We start from the raw sequence: 15760 nt of genomic DNA, 5'->3' as shown, positions 1-15760 counted from the left end.
GGAGAAAGCGACGCCTGGATCAGACGCGCATAGGCATCAGCACATAAAGTGCTGTCGGCAGATTCGTATCGCGCACAAGCGTTGGTGCCGCGCTATCGGCAAAGGCGAACTCTGCCTCGACATCGATCTGATCGGTGATGTCATTCAGGTAACGCGCCTGGAACCCGATCTCGAGAGACGGCCCGTCATAGGAAACGCTCGTTTCATCGAGTTCTTCCTTTGCCATCCCCTGATCGGGACTGATCGCGGAGAGTGTCAGCAGATTGGTCTGCACAGCAAGCTTGACCGGGCGCGAACGTTCCTGACTGATAGCCGCAACACGGGCGACGGCGTCTGCAAAGGCCTGCTTGTTCACCTTCAGGAAACGGTCGTTGTTTTTCGGGATGACGCGCTCATATTCGGGGAAAGTCCCGTCGATAAGCTTCGAGGTCAGCATGACCGCACCCACGCGGAACTGGATACGAGTATCGGAAAGGCTGACCTGAACAGCCCCAGCCCCTTCATCCAGCAGCTTGCGAAGCTCCGCCACTGTCTTGCGCGGAATGATCACACCGGGCATATCACCCGCCCCTGACGGCAGATCGGTCTCGACGCGCGCCAGACGATGTCCATCCGTGGCGACCGCGCGCAGCTTGGGCGCATCCCCGTCCTTGGCGACATGAAAATAGATGCCATTGAGGTAGTAGCGTGTCTCTTCCGTCGAGATCGCGAAACGCGTCCGATCCACCAAGCCACGCAGGACCGCGGCGGGAATGGAAAACTCATGCGGCAGATCGCCCGCGACCATAGAGGGGAAATCCTCGACCGGCAGGACATTGAGGCTCGTCGCGTAGCGTCCGGCACGCAGGGCAAGAGGCGCATCGCCACCGCCATGATCGAGTTCAACCATCGAGCCATCGGCCAGCTTGCGCACGATCTCATAGAGAACGCTGGCGGGAGCCGTGACTGCGCCATCACGCGCCCCTTCGGCCGCTACTTCCTCTACCACCGCGATTTCCATGTCCGTGGCGGTCAGGCGCAGCAGATTACCCTCGATCGAAAGCATCACATTGGCCAGGATGGGGATGGTGTTGCGCTTTTCCGCAACGCTCTGGATATGGGCAAGGGCACGGATCAGCGTTGTGCGGTCAGCCTGGAATTTCATATGATCGTAGACCCTCGAACACCCGAATAACAAAAAATCAGTCTAGCAGAGCCGTATGCTGCGGCAAAGATCAGCCCTCAAGCATACGACGGAGCAATTCCACGTCTTCTGCGAAAGCGACGTCGCGTTCCATGAGTTCCTGCACGCGTGAGACGGCGTGCATGACCGTAGTATGATCACGATTACCGAATTTGCGTCCGATTTCCGGCAGAGAGCGGCTCGTAAGCTGTTTGGCCAGGTACATCGCGACCTGACGTGGGCGGGCGACGGCGCGCGCGCGACGGGCTGAGGACATATCCGTGAGACGGATGTTCCAATGCTCGGAAACCTTGCGCTGGATCTCCTCGATGGTCACGCGTCGATCATGCGCCTTGAGGATATCGTGCAGCACGTCCTGCGTGCTCTCAAGCGTGACCGGACGACCAAAAAGATTGGCATGCGCGATCAGACGATTGAGTGCCCCCTCGAGCTCGCGCACATTCGAGGTGATCTTGTGCGCCAGGAATTCGAGCACCTTCGCCGGCACTGCCACACCAGAAGCCTGGGCCTTCGCCTCCAGAATGGAAATCCGCAGTTCGAACGTCGTCGCATGGATATCGGCCACCATGCCGCAGCCAAGACGCGTACGCAGGCGGTCCTCGAGACCAGACAGATCGGAGGGCGATTTATCGGCGCTCACCACGATCTGGCGACCGGCATCGACCAGGGCATTAAAGGTGTGGAAGAACTCTTCCTGCGTATTGTCCTTACCGATCAGGAACTGAAGATCATCGATCATGAGCACATCGACCGAGCGGAGCTGCTCCTTGAATTCCATGGTCGATTGTGAACGAATGGCCGCAATGAAGCGGTACATGAACTTTTCGGCGGACATATAGGCCACCGATACACGCCCCCCGCTCGTCAGCTCAGAGCCAATGGCGTGCATCAGATGGGTCTTGCCCAGACCGACCCCGCCATAAAGGAAGAGCGGATTGAAGCCGGGGCTCGAAGGCTTCTCGGCGACGCGACGGGCGCACGCATAGGCGAACTCGTTCGGCTTGCCCACCACGAAGCTGTCGAAGGTAAACCGGGGGTCGAGAGGCGCCGCCAGATCGTGGCGGGCATCCTGCACGGCAACGGCGGGAGACGCTGGCGCCTCGACTTCAACGACTGGTGCAGCCGCCTCGACGGCAACCGGCGCGGCGAGTGCGTCGCCCACGCGCTGCACCTGCAGCTCGACATGGTGAACGGCGCGATTCTCGTTACGCCACAACTCCTGCAGACGGTCGCCATACTGCCCGCGCACCCAGTCACGCAGAAAGCGCGTGGGCAGGAAAAGCGTGATCTCGTCCTCCTCAAGCGGGCCAAGGACGATCTGCTGAAGCCAGGTACGGTATTCGACGTCACCAACCTCGACACGCAGTCTTTCGCGCACCTTGACCCATTGAGAGGCCAGAGCCGGTTCGGTTCCCGTCGTGCAGGATACCGTCTCCGTCATTGCAGGAAGATCCGTATGAGACCCTTCGTCTGCCATCACTCCCCCGAGTTGCAAGAAAAGACACGACAGGAGCCAGCACGAACCATTGCATTCGACCGACCTGAGGCCTGATTAAAGGGCGGACAGGATACGGCAAACGGGTCGCGGGAGGCAAGCTCAACCGGCAGGTCAGAAAGCTGGACCACCGGCGAAAAAAAAGAACGGACATGGTCGCGTGACCACACCCGTTCTTTCTTGAGGCTCAGACCAGACAGCCCCAATCATGGGCCCGCCCGAGTATCTGATCAGGCCGAAGCCAGAGCCTTGATGCGCGCGGAGAGGCGCGACAGCTTGCGGCTGACCGTGTTGGCGGCCAGAACGCCCTTGCCGACAGCGCGCTGCATTTCCGGCTGAGCGGCACGCAGGGCATCGTTGGCAGCAGACTTGTCACCCGAAAGGATGGCGCTCTCGACCTTCTTCACGAAGGTGCGGACGCGGGACATGCGGGAAACGTTACGCTCACGGCGACGCTCGTTCTGACGGATGCGCTTGCGCGCAGAGGCGGTATTAGCCATTTCTACTCTTCAGCCCTGTTCTGTTCGGCTTGTTAGGTCGCCTTGCGACGACGATAAAGCATACCGGCCAATCGTCCCGTAAGAGACGCAGAGCCAGCGGAGGGCTCGCCTTTAGTCCAGTTTCACTCTGCCAGTCAAGCGTCCTCTAAAGAAAGTGGCGGCTGAAGGCGTGGGCAGTAATAGCTGGAGCGTCCCGACTGTACCAGACGCCGTATTCCCGCACAGGCCGGATAGCCTGGACAGTCCGGACAGGGCTCCCCTTCACGCCCGTAGACACGATGCAATTCCTGAAACGCCCCAGGCTTGCCCTGCGCGTCCACGTAATCTCGGAGAGTCGAGCCCCCGGCACCGATCGCCTCGCGCAGGACATCGGGGGTCACCGCGGCCAGTCGCTCGATTTCCTCCTGATCGAGGGACAACGCAAGGCGTTCAGGATTGATATGCGCGCGATAGAGAATCTCGCACACATATATATTGCCGAGCCCCGCCACCACATGCTGATCGAGCAGCGCTGTCTTGATGGGCGCCCGTTTGCGGCCGAGCTTGTCCGAGAGGTAGCGCGCGTCGAAATCCTGTTCGAGGGGATCGGTTCCCAGGGCCCGCAGGAGTGGATGCTCACGCTCGCGACCTGATTCGAGCAGCAGAAAGCAACCGAAACGCCTCGGATCGACGAGGCCAATACGCGTCCCGTTATCGAGAGTCAGTGTGACATGTTCGTGCTTTTGGGGCTGATAACGTGCCCGTCCGGCCGTGATCCGTATGCGCCCACTCATACCCAGATGGATGAGTATGGTAGGCCCGCGCATGAGGGCGATCAGGATATATTTCCCGATACGGCTCGCTGCGCGGATCTTCTTGCCATCGGCCCTTATGGAGAGATCGTCGGGTACCGGCCATCGCAACCCGCGCCGCGCCTCGGTGCTGATAATGCGGCGCCCCGCGAGCGCCGACTGTAACCCATTCAGGATCGTTTCAACTTCTGGTAGCTCTGGCATCTTGGGTGCTGACACTATATCCAGAGAGACATGACCGACAACGCATCATTTCCCCATCCCGAATCAGCCCATGGCGAGAGGGAGGAGACAACCGATTTCGGCTATCGCTCTGTTCCGAAAGCAGAGAAGAAGCCACTGGTGCGCGCCGTGTTCGACAGCGTGGCCGGCCGTTATGATGTCATGAATGATGTGATGTCGCTCGGCATTCATCGCGTCTGGAAGCGTATCTTCATCAATACGCTCGCACCGCGACGCGACCTCAAGCTTCTCGACCTGGCAGGCGGCACGGGTGATATCAGCTTTGGCTGGCTCAAGAATAACGGTGGTCCGGTGCTTCTGACCGACATCAATGCCGCCATGCTCGAAGTCGGGCGCACACGCGCGGCCAGTAAAGGCTATCTGAGCGATATCGAATTCTCGGTGGTGGACGCAGAAACCATTCCCTTGCCGGACCGCAGCGTTGACCGCGTGTCGATCGCGTTCGGGCTGCGCAACTGCACGGACAAGGATGCTGTTTTGCGCGAGGCGCGCCGCGTGCTGCGTCCGGGTGGAAAATTCTGCTGCCTGGAATTTTCTCGCGTGCAGGTGGCAGCGCTCGCCCCTGTCTATGACGCCTGGTCTTTCGGGGTTCTGCCCAAAATGGGCCAGATCATCGCCAAGGATGCAGAAAGCTACCGCTATCTGGCCGAGAGCATTCGCACCTTCCCCGAGCAGGATGTCCTGGCGGAGATGATGCGCACCGCCGGACTCGAAAAGGTGGGCTATCAGAACCTGTCTGGTGGCATTGCCGCCATCCATTCGGGCTGGAAGCTCTGATCGCACCATGCGCGCGCGGGTCATCCTGATCATTGGCGGTGGTATCGCCGCCTATAAATCGCTGGAACTGATCCGGCTGCTGCGCAAGCGTGACATCGCGGTCGAATGTGTCCTGACTGACTCGGCCAGGCATTTTGTCACTCCGCTTTCAGTTCAGGCGCTCTCGGGCAATACGGTCCATACCGAGCTGCTTTCATTGGCCGAGGATAGTCAGATGGATCATATCGCACTGTCACGCAGTGCCGATCTGATCGTGGTCTGCCCCGCCACGGCCAATCTCATGGCCCGTCTCGCCAATGGGCTTGCCGACGACCTCGCGACAACCCTGCTCCTGGCAACGGATACGCCCGTGTTGCTTGCCCCGGCCATGAATGTGCGGATGTGGCAGCATCCTGCCACGCAGGAGAATCTGCAGCGGTTGCACCGCCATGGCTGCCGATTTGTCGGTCCTGACGAGGGGGAAATGGCCTGCGGTGAGTACGGACCAGGCAGGCTCTGCGCGCCCGAAACGATCCTGGCAGCGATCGAGACCGCTTTGTTTCCGAAAAGGCCACTTGCCAACAGGCATGTCCTCGTGACAGCAGGCCCGACCCATGAGCCGATCGATCCGGTACGGTTCATCGCCAATTATTCCTCGGGCAAGCAGGGCTACGCCATTGCGGCCGCATGTGCCCGCCTCGGGGCCCGTGTGACCCTGGTGAGTGGCCCTACGTCCCTGCCCTGTCCCGCCGGCGTGACCCGTTTACCGGTCCAGACCGCACAGGAGATGCTGGCGGCCTGTGGGGCCGCCCTGCCTGCCGATGTTGTCATATGTGCAGCTGCCGTCGGCGACTGGCGTGTGGCCGATACCGTGCAGCACAAGCGTAAGAAGCAGGAGGGCGCGACGCCCAGCCTCGCTTTGGTCGAAAATCCCGACATCCTCGCTACGCTTGCGAGCCCCGGCCCCGCGCGCCCTGCCCTCGTCATCGGGTTTGCGGCGGAGACGGAAACACTCGAAGCCCATGCTCGCGCCAAACGTGCCCGCAAAGCCTGCGACTGGTTGCTGGCCAATGATGTCGGAGCTGATTCCGGTATCTTCGGCGGGGATCATAACCGCATCTTGTTCGTTACCGAAACCGGCGCCCAGCCCTGGCCCTCGATGCCCAAGGTCGATATCGCGGCAAAGCTGGCCGGTCTTATCGCCGATCATCTCTCTTCATCCCCGAGGTAGGACTTCATGTCACCGCTCCCCGTCGAACTCGTCCGGCTTCCTCACGCCCAGGGGCTCGACCTCCCTCACTATGCCAGCAGCGGGGCTGCAGGCATGGATCTGCTTGCAGCCATCGACATCGACATGATCGTCAAGGCCGGTGCGCGCGCGCTGATCCCGACAGGTCTGAAAATCGGCCTACCGGCTGGTTATGAGCTGCAGATACGCCCACGATCGGGACTGGCACTCAAGCACGGCATTACACTGCCAAACACGCCAGGCACGATCGATGAGGATTACCGGGGAGAGATCGGGATCATCATTCTCAATACGAGTGATGAGGATTTCGTCATCACCAGAGGCATGCGGATCGCTCAGGCCGTGCTGGCCCCCGTCATTCGTTTGACATGGGTCGAGGTTTCCGAGTTGGATGAAACCGCGCGCGGCGCTGGTGGCTTCGGTAGCACGGGTATTGCCCGTACCCCCTGACACGAGCGATACGCCACGGGCGCGAGGAAGGAGAGCATGTCGCCATTACGGGCGCGACGCGGCACACGCGGGCCGGACAGAAAAACGGGGCTGACGGCATCGCTCGTCGGCACGCTGGTCGTGGTAGCCGCTCTTGCCATTTTCTCCCGCTTCCTGCCGGTTCATCTCGTCCCCTTTCATCACCACCCCCTCATGGCGCCCCATTTCAGGTCGCTCGCCGGGATTGGCGTCCTTATGGGAGATATTGGCCACAGCCTCCTGCGCATGCTTGGGGCGACCCTTCTCGGGGTGCTGATCGGCGCCATCATGGCGCTTACCGCCGCCAAGATTCCCTTCGTCGGGGGGGGGATGCGTACCGCCCTTGGCGGGTTGCACATGCTGCCCCTTCTTTGCCTCCTGCCTTTCCTGCATCTGCTAGGCTTTGAGGCTTCCGCCATCGGTGTCACGTCACTCTGTCTGGCCGCACCCGTCGCCAGCGCAGCGCTTTCTGCCTGGGCGAGCATCCCGAGGGCGCTCGACGAAGCAGCCCGCGCGTTGGGCCTTACAAGCTGGCAGCGCCTGTGGCGGCTCGAGGCCCCTTACGCCATTCCAGACAGCGTGACTGCCCTTGCCCGCGCCATGCCTCTCGCCTGGTGCCTGCTGATTGCGGCTGAGATGCTTCCGGTCGATGGCGCGCTCCCGTCCCGCCCGGGTCTTGGCACCCACGCAGCGCAGGCCGCCGCCATGGGCTCATTCTGGCAGACGGCAGTTGCAGCCCTACTCATCGGTGTGCTCGCCTTTCTCTATGATACCTGCCTCGTCTTCCCCTGGCAGATCTGGGCCGACCGCTACCGGCTGAGGCCGATCTTCGATCAGGCTGCGGATCCCTGGATGCTCAGATTCTGGCGGCGCACCCGCGCGCTGAAACGCGCTGGCGAGACACTGAGGCGCGGCCTCGCCTGGCTGGGGGATCTGAGGCTGGGCGGCACGGGCTTTCGCCCGGCCCCTCTGACACGCGCGCCCTCACGATGGCTCACCCTCAGTTCGGTCCTCTTCCTGCTTCTGATCGTGGTGGCGTTCTTTTATCGGCACCATGCGCTCGACCTGCGCGACCTGCTGATCGTCGCGGAACAGAGCGTTGTTTCGGCGCTACGCATGACGCTGGCGCTGATCTTGGCAATGGCGCTCTGGGTGCCGGTGGGGGTCTGGCTGGGTCTTTCAGCGCGCCGTGCCGGACCCGCAAGGAGACTCGCCCGTTTCCTGACACTTTATCCCAAAAATGCGCTCTTTCCTGTTCTGTGCCTTGCGATGGTCGCTCTTGGCGTTACCAGGATGATCTGGCCACTGGTCCTGTGCTTTTTCTTCATTCAGTGGCTTCTGCTGGCGCAAATCCTGCGCGGTATGAGAAGCTATCCGCCCGACCTGCTTCAGGCCTCACGAAACCTGCAGATCCGTGGCTGGCTCTGGTGGAGCCGCGTACTGCTCCCGGGTCTGGCACCTGCGCTCCTCGACGCTGTGAGTATGGCCTCCGCCACTGGATGGACCATGCTTATCCTCGCGGAGCGATCCTCCTGGGCACTGCAGAGCCAGGATGGCGGCGGTATCGGCGCCTATGTGGCGCGGGCGATCGAGATTGGCGACCTGCCTCGCGTCGTGCTGGGCGCGGCCGTTCTGACCCTTTGCATTGCCTTGGGCGAGTTCCTGGTATGGCATCCCCTGCGGATGCAGATCAGGCGCCGTATCCAGACCTCTCTCAAATGACCATGGAGTCCGTCATGCAGGAGATCCTGCTCTCGATCCGCCATTGCCTTCAGGTCTATCAAAAGGAGAGCAGTACAGATCTCCCTGTGCTGGAGGATGTCAGTTTCGACCTCCATGCGGGTGAGATCGTCGGGCTGGTCGGGCGCTCGGGCTCGGGAAAATCCACTCTGCTTCGGATCGCCTCGGGTCTCACGGCGCCAAGTGCCGGCGAGATCATCTGGAAAGGCAAGCCTCTCTCTGGTCCCACGCCTGATATCGCGATGGTGTTTCAGTCTTTCGCACTCTTCCCCTGGCTGACCGTTCAGCAAAACATCGTTCTGGGTCTTGAGGCAAAACGACTTCCCCGCCTCGAATGCGAGCAACGTTGCGACGAGATCATCGATCTGATCGGGCTCAATGGCTACGAGAATGCCCTTCCCAAAGAGCTCTCGGGAGCCATGCAGCAACGCGTGGGGCTGGCCCGAGCCCTGGTCATGCAGCCCGATCTGCTGCTGATGGATGAGCCTTTTGCCTCGCTCGACATGCTCACTGCGGAAAATCTGAGGACCGATCTGATCGAACTCTGGTCAGAAAAGCGATTGCCGACACGCGCGATGATGCTTGTGACACATAACGTGGAAGAAGCTGTTCTGATGTGCGATCGAATCCTGCTTTTTTCATCCAATCCGGGACGCGTTTCGCATGAACTCGCGGTTCCGTTCCCCCACCCGCGTAACCGTGACGACGCCGAATTCAGGCATTTCGTGGATCACATCTATACGCTGATGACCCGTCGCGCGCCTCTGGTGTCCGAGGCCAGTCTGGAAACCGGCATTGCCGCACCGCCCCCCAACCCCATGGCGCTCGTGCTACCACCGATCCCGATCAATGTGCTGGTCGGGCTACTGGAAACACTGGCCGCAGCGCCGCTCAACGGACGGGCCGACTTGCCACATCTGGCCGAGCGTCTCCAGATGGCGCTGGACGATCTGTTTCCGCTCGGAGAGTCGCTCCAACTTCTCGAACTGGCAGAACTGGAAGACGGGGATATCCTCATGACCGAAGCGGGCGCACGATTCGTGCAGGCCGACCAGGACGAACGACGCGAGATCATGCGGGCCGCCCTGCTGCATCACATCCCGCTCATCCGTTCCATACGGGCCGTGCTGGACGAACGATCCGGTCACCGCACGGGTGCCGATCGCTTCCGTGAGGAGCTGGAGGCCACAATGTCTCCAAGCTATGCCGAACAGACGCTCATGACCGCGACGAACTGGGCACGTTACACCGAACTCTTCGATTTTGATGAGGAAGCCGATCAGTTCATGCTTGATCGCGAGAACGGCAGTTACTGACAACGCGTGAGCCCTTGCCGAGGCATCCGCTTCGCTCTTGCTGCCGCTATCTAGGGGTCGTGGGCACAACATGCCTCGGCAAATCTGCAAGCGCCTCTGAGCGACAGGGTGGGCAATCCCCGGAACCTTTCCGGAGGTACCATGCGCGAAGCACCTCCTCGATCCGTTCCTACCGGCGGGCGATCTGACGCGGCACGCGGACAGGCGCGCAAGATCCTTGTGACCCCGGGGAAAAATCAGAACAGAACGTTACGTCCTGTCTCCCCCGGGTAAACACCGCCACGCCCTTGCGCTGCGCTTCGCCCGGAACACACCGTTCACGCGATCTCCTCTTTCTCATCCGAGGTGCCTCAATCGCGCACAGCGATGACGATCGCGCTGGCAACCAGACCGTTCCCATACTGGTATACATAAAAGTTTTTACAAAACAAACTTCAGTAAATATCGAGATATTTGCGTCAATAATTAGTTTACAGATAAAATTTTCTTTGTATGATCGCCATTAACAAACATAACGCGGAGCAAATTCGTGGCTGACTCCTACACCATCATCAATAATTCTCCGAATATCTCTGGAACGTGGAGTGCCGTACTCAGCGGGACTCAAACCTTCTATGTCAGTAGTGGAGCAATGATCTCCGGACCCGTTAACATTGTTGGCGGTTCCCTGGCTGTGCTTTCCGGCGCAGTGGTGTCGGGGCTCGTTGCGGCGGATAATGGCAGCGACATCACGATTACAGTCAGCAGCGGCGGCACCATCGCGCATTCGACGGTGTTCGACGGGTTCTTGACCGTGTCGGCCGGCGGCATATCGCAGCACAACCACTACTATTCGGAGGTAACGAATATCTACGGCTCTTCGGTGAATGACACCTTCGAGGAGCCTGGCAACGTCAAGGGTACGCTCAATGGCACGCCGTTCACGGTGGGCAATAATGTCGGATCGGTTTACGTCGCCAATGGTGGATCGCTGCTTGGCTCCACCACGTCCAATACCACGGTCAATACCGCCAATGGCTGCTATATTGGCCCTGGCGAGAGCGTAGCCCCTTTCACCATCGTCAACGACGCGCCCACCCTTTCCGGAGGTCTCTGGTCTGCCACGCGTGACCAGACAGGAAACACGGTCTATGTCAGTGGCACGACTATCGTGTCCGGCCCCGTCAATCTGACCAGTGGCGCAACGCTTACGATCACCTCCGGCGCTGTCGTTTCCGGCCTGACCGCTGCCGATAATGCGACAGGTATCCATATCAACGTACTCAGTGGCGGTATCATCGAGCATTCATCTGTCTATGACGGCTATCTCGTCGTCTCGGCGGGGGGCTACTCGCACGATAATTTCTACTATTCTGAATATGCCGATTTCTATGGCAGTTCGACCAACGACTTCTTCCAGGAGCCCGGCAGCGTCAACGGCACCCTGAATGGTGCGCCCATCAAGATCGGCAACGGAGCGGCGACACTCAACGTCAAATCCGGTGGGTCCGTATCGGGTGGTACGGTCGCCGGAATCAATCCGGTGGTCGATGCAGGTGGCTATCTCGAAAAGCCCAAGAGCCTCTATGCCTTCAGCAACAGCGCCAGCACGATATCTGGCGGAATGTGGACGGCTTCCGCAGGTGCAAACGGCGTCACGCGCTATATGAGCGGCACGACGGTCGTGAGTGGCCCGGTAAACCTGACAGGCGGTGCAACGCTGACCGTCACCTCGGGAGCGATCGTCTCCGGCCTTACTGCTGCCGATAACGCGACGGGCATTCATATCAATGTGCTCAGTGGCGGCGTGATTGAGAATTCGAACGTTTATGACGGCTATCTGGTCGTCTCCGCCGGAGGTATTTCTCAGGACAACCGATATTTCTCGGAATATGCTGATATCTGGGGGAGCTCTATCAATGACAGCTTTTCCGAGCCGGGAGATGTGGCCGGCACCCTGAACGGCAGCGCCATAAAGGTCGGCAACGGCGCTCAACAGGTCATCGTCTATAATGGGGGAGTGATCACCAACCCGACCTATGATGGGCGTGGCAGTTTCATGATCAACCAGGGAGGTGTCATCGATGTGTGCTTCCTCACTGGTACGCTCATTGAGACGCCAGAAGGCCGCGTGGCCGTCGAGAACCTCCGCATCGGTCAGGACGTCATCGTGCAGATCGATGGTGTGAACGAAGTTCGTCCCTTGTCCTGGGCCGGGACGGCCCATTGTATCGTCCGCACCGACCTGCCCGACGACGAGGCAGGCTATCCTGTCCGTATCAAGAAAGACGCACTCGGCGCCCATCATCCTTTCGAGGACCTGCTGGTGACAGCGGAACACTGTCTCTTCCTGGACGGCAGATTCATTCCGGCGCGTATGCTGGTGAACGGGCGCTCAATCCACTACGACAGGGCGATCACCGCCTATACCTATCATCATATCGAGACCGAAACACATTCCGTCATCATCGCCATCGGTGCACTGACCGAGAGCTATCTCGACACAGGAAACCGCAGGCGTCTGCAGTCTCATGACGGCATTACGATGCTGGCCTCCCGCCATCTTACCTGGGGAGAGGATTCTGCGGCACCACTCAGCGTCGAGAGGGAAATCGTCGAGCCTATCCATGAGCGCTTGAGGGCTCTATGCGACACGCATGGCCTGCCCCTGGCGTCGTTCACCCCGCATACGACATCGGACAGCAATCTGCATCTGATCGCAGATAATGGTTCGATCATCCGCCCCCTGCGCAATCAGAACAAGCAGGTCATCTTCATGCTGCCCGCCGGCACCATAGCCATCCGGATCTGCTCCTTCGCAAGCCGTCCCTGCGACGTGATCGGTCCTTTCGTGGATGACAGGCGCAGACTGGGCGTGCTGGTGGGCGACATCGCCATCTTCGAGAGCAAGAGCGGCAAGCCTGTTCTGACCCATCTGACAGAGGAACGTCTCGAGGGCTGGCACGCGCGCCCAGATGGGGAGACTGCGCGCTGGACGAACGGAAATGGCTGGCTACCTCTGGGTGAGCGTCCAGCAAACAGCATGGCCCTGATCGCGATCGAGATACGCGCCGCAGGACCCTATCTCATTGACGAGATCGAAACGCCCCCGATGCGGCGCCAGGCCTGAGGCCCTGCGCCCGCCCTTCGGTCTCTCTTCACGGCCGTGAGGAAATGCCAAAACCCTTTCGGGCAATCCGAAACGGTTTCTGGCATCGCGTCTAACGGTAAAGAGAGGGGCCGATGCTTTCCTCCCGGGGCGGGAGACCTGGCCGTTCCGCAGTACAATCCCTCATGGCGCGCTATCGCGTTGGTATAGCGCGCCTCGCCTGACGGGTTTTCACACCTCTATTCCCGAGGCCAGGTGGCGCCCCCTCCTGGCCTCGCCGCTTGTTCAGGCCTTGAGACGATCGCGATAAAGCTTGCGCGCCTTTGCCACTTTCGGGGCCACCACGGCGCTGCAGTAAGCGGTCTCGGGATTGCGGGCGAAATAGTCGTGATGCTTTTCCTCCGCCTCCCAGAATACGGCCGATCCGGCAATTTCGGTGACAATCGGATCAGACCAGATACCGGACTCGGCGATCTCCTTCGTTACGGCGCGGGCAGTCGCCTCCTGCGCGGCGTCGAGCGCAAAGATCACCGATCGGTACTGCGTGCCCACGTCATTTCCCTGACGGTTGAGCTGCGTCGGATCATGGGTGGTGTAGAACACGCGAAGAATATCGCCGTAATCGATCTCACGCGGATCGAATACAACCTCCACGACCTCGGCATGACCTGTCGCGCCGCTACAGACCTGCTCATAGCTCGGGTTTTCGCGTCGACCGCCCGCATAGCCGGGCTGCGCGGATTTGACGCCGCGCAACCCGGTGAAGATCGCCTCGGTGCACCAGAAACACCCGCCCCCGATCAGGGCCTTTTCCAGACTTGCCTCGCTCACGCTCGCCTCACTGGTTCACGACAGGTAGATAGATGCTGCTGGCCTGCGCCCCACCATGCGCGATGGAATGAGTGGCACTCTTGTAGTCGGCTGCCTTGGCATCGAAGATGTTCGAGACATAGGTCTGGGGGTTGCGATCGTAAAGGGGGAACCAGCTCGACTGGATCTGCACCATGATGCGATGCCCGGGCAGGAAGACGTGATTCACTGCAGGCAGGGTGAACTTGTATTCCTCGACCTTGTTCGCGGGGATCGCCTCGGGATGCGCGAAATCATGACGATAGCGCCCGCGGAAGATATCCATGGACACCGCCAGTTCATACCCGCCCATTTCGGGTCGGTCGGCGGTGACGCCCGGATAGACATCGATCACCTTGACAACCCAATCCGCATCGGTGCCGGTCGTGGCTGCAAACAGATCGGCCGTCGGCACCCCTGACACGCGCACCGGGTGGTCGAGAACGGGCGTCTGATAGGTCAGCACATCGGGGCGGGATTCCGCGAAACGCTGGTCGCTCACCAGCCAGGGCTTCCACCGCGCGCCATCCGCAAAGCTGTAGGGCCGTGTCATGAACGGCACCGGATGGGCCGGGTCGGACACGAAACTATCCGTTCCGGGCTTCGCGCGTTCGAAGCTCAGCCCGTTGCCTTCGCGCAGATAGAGGCGCTCGCCTGTGCCGATGCAGCTCTCGCCACAATTACCAAGCCAGCCGCGCAGATGATCCCAGCGGTTATCACCCGTATTATAGATGATCGCGTCGTCGAAATTGACCTTGGCGCTGCCCGGCTTGAGATACTGATCGAAAAACGGGCGCATGACATGGCTGCGATACCACAGCGCCGTATCGCCATTGAAATGGAGCGGGCCGAGTGTCGAGCCGTCATAATTCACACCGCTATGACGCCACGGCCCCATGACGAGAATATTCGGCACCTTGGGGTGATCCTTGCGCAGCGCCATCCAGCTATGGATCGCCCCCCACATGTCTTCCTGGTCCCAGAGCCCCTGCTCCCAGATGGTCGGTACGGTCAGCGGATGTCGTGCGAGGAGCTTGTCGAGCGCCTGATCCTGCCAGAACGCGTCATAAGCCGGGTGAGCCTTGGTACGCTGCCACCACGGGAATTGGTCGAGCCCGGCCTTGGTCGCGAAATCCCCTGCCGATCCCGCTTCAAGGAAATTCGTGTAGTCATCGGCATTCTGGCGGGGAATGCCGTCGCCCTCCCCCTTCTTGGTCATCTGCATGGTGAAGTAGTCGAAGCTACCCTGGCGAAATGCGCCGTAATGGAACCAGTCATCACCCATCCAGCCATCGACCATGGGACTCTCAGGGGCGGCCACCTTGAGCGCGGGATGTGGGTCGAGCAGCGCCATGACCACAGTCCAGCCCTCATAGGACGACCCGGTCATACCCACACGCCCGTTGCTCTGCTTCACGTTCTTGATCAGCCAGTCGATCGTGTCCCAGGCGTCGGTCGTGTCATCGGTCTTGCTGGGGTTCAACGGGCCGACAGGCGGGCGTGTCATGACATAATCGCCCTCCGACCCGTACTTTCCGCGCACATCCTGAAAGACACGGATATAGCCGCCCTCGACAAAAACCCCGTCACCCTGAGGCAGGACATTGCGCATTTCGGCAGCGCCCGACACGCGGTCGGCGCGCTCGGAAGCGTGATAAGGCGTGCGTGTCAGCAGGATCGGCGCTTCGTGGTCTTTCGCCGCCTTGGGGATAACGATGACGGTATGGAGCTTCACCCCATCGCGCATCGGGATCATGACATCCTGCTTGACATAGTCGCGTGCCGTCTCAGGCATCTGGACGTGAGCCGGAATATCGGAGCCACGCTGCACCATATCGGGCGTGACGGGAAGACCGTTTCCTCCCTGGGCGAGGGCCTGCGAGGTCCCCAGCAGACAGGAGGTCACAAGAAGCAGGGATCGGGTCAAATGGCCTACGCGCACGCGGTTTTTCCTCTGGTTCAATGACAAGCGGCGCGATGATTGAACAGACTTCCCCTTGCGGCAAGCGATTGGCCACGTTATTTCGCACAGGGTAATAAAAATGCGTTCCCAGCCGTGTTGCCATTGCATTTCATGCGCAA

Annotated in this window: 12 protein-coding genes; 6 read left to right on the top strand and 6 right to left on the bottom strand. The window is 60.4% G+C overall.

Annotated elements, in window-relative coordinates; all coding sequences use genetic code 11:
• Positions 1-19 precede the first annotated feature (19 nt).
• The 4 genes from dnaN to mutM all read right to left on the bottom strand — a co-directional run bounded on the left by dnaN (position 20) and on the right by mutM (position 4173).
• Positions 20-1144: a DNA polymerase III subunit beta gene (dnaN, locus tag WFJ47_RS07980; RefSeq protein ID WP_336762136.1), complete on the bottom strand. Its 1125-nt coding sequence runs from the start codon at positions 1142-1144 to the stop codon at positions 20-22.
• Between the two features lie 70 nt (positions 1145-1214).
• Complete coding sequence (gene dnaA / locus WFJ47_RS07975) at positions 1215-2624, bottom strand: chromosomal replication initiator protein DnaA (protein WP_336762135.1); 1410 nt, start codon at positions 2622-2624, stop codon at positions 1215-1217.
• 284 nt (positions 2625-2908) lie between these two features.
• Positions 2909-3178, bottom strand: a complete 270-nt coding sequence (rpsT, locus tag WFJ47_RS07970; RefSeq protein ID WP_127102248.1) for a 30S ribosomal protein S20 — start codon at positions 3176-3178, stop codon at positions 2909-2911.
• A 134-nt stretch (positions 3179-3312) separates the two neighbouring features.
• The gene (mutM, locus tag WFJ47_RS07965; protein WP_127102249.1) at positions 3313-4173 is read right to left on the bottom strand and encodes a bifunctional DNA-formamidopyrimidine glycosylase/DNA-(apurinic or apyrimidinic site) lyase; all 861 of its coding nucleotides are present in this window, start codon (positions 4171-4173) and stop codon (positions 3313-3315) included.
• A gap of 30 nt (positions 4174-4203) precedes the next feature.
• On the opposite strand from mutM, the gene WFJ47_RS07960 reads away from it, so the two are divergent.
• From WFJ47_RS07960 to WFJ47_RS07935, 6 genes are all read left to right on the top strand, one after another.
• Complete coding sequence (locus tag WFJ47_RS07960) at positions 4204-4989, top strand: class I SAM-dependent methyltransferase (RefSeq protein ID WP_127102250.1); 786 nt, start codon at positions 4204-4206, stop codon at positions 4987-4989.
• A gap of 7 nt (positions 4990-4996) precedes the next feature.
• The gene (gene coaBC / locus WFJ47_RS07955) at positions 4997-6199 is read left to right on the top strand and encodes a bifunctional phosphopantothenoylcysteine decarboxylase/phosphopantothenate--cysteine ligase CoaBC (protein WP_336762133.1); all 1203 of its coding nucleotides are present in this window, start codon (positions 4997-4999) and stop codon (positions 6197-6199) included.
• A gap of 6 nt (positions 6200-6205) precedes the next feature.
• Positions 6206-6667: a dUTP diphosphatase gene (gene dut, locus WFJ47_RS07950; RefSeq protein WP_336762131.1), complete on the top strand. Its 462-nt coding sequence runs from the start codon at positions 6206-6208 to the stop codon at positions 6665-6667.
• Positions 6668-6703: 36 nt separating this feature from the next.
• Positions 6704-8407 carry an ABC transporter permease subunit gene (locus WFJ47_RS07945; RefSeq protein ID WP_336762130.1) on the top strand — a complete coding sequence of 568 codons (1704 nt, stop codon included), beginning with the start codon at positions 6704-6706 and terminating at the stop codon, positions 8405-8407.
• Positions 8404-9741, top strand: a complete 1338-nt coding sequence (locus WFJ47_RS07940; RefSeq protein WP_336762129.1) for a nitrate/sulfonate/bicarbonate ABC transporter ATP-binding protein — start codon at positions 8404-8406, stop codon at positions 9739-9741. The genes WFJ47_RS07945 and WFJ47_RS07940 overlap by 4 nt, the downstream gene beginning before the upstream one ends.
• A 529-nt stretch (positions 9742-10270) precedes the next feature.
• Complete coding sequence (locus WFJ47_RS07935; RefSeq protein ID WP_336762127.1) at positions 10271-12850, top strand: Hint domain-containing protein; 2580 nt, start codon at positions 10271-10273, stop codon at positions 12848-12850.
• Positions 12851-13114: 264 nt separating this feature from the next.
• Here the strand turns inward: WFJ47_RS07935 and msrA are convergent, their stop codons facing one another.
• Positions 13115-13660, bottom strand: coding sequence for a peptide-methionine (S)-S-oxide reductase MsrA (gene msrA / locus WFJ47_RS07930; protein WP_336762125.1), 546 nt, complete (start codon positions 13658-13660; stop codon positions 13115-13117).
• A gap of 7 nt (positions 13661-13667) precedes the next feature.
• Positions 13668-15569, bottom strand: coding sequence for a CocE/NonD family hydrolase (locus WFJ47_RS07925; protein WP_336762420.1), 1902 nt, complete (start codon positions 15567-15569; stop codon positions 13668-13670).
• Positions 15570-15760 lie beyond the last annotated feature (191 nt).

It is taken from the genome of Asaia sp. VD9 (assembly GCF_037150015.1).
Taxonomy (GTDB): Bacteria; Pseudomonadota; Alphaproteobacteria; order Acetobacterales; family Acetobacteraceae; genus Asaia.
The sequence above is the reverse complement of the archived record's forward strand: the minus strand, read 5'-3'. Positions and strand labels throughout refer to the sequence as shown.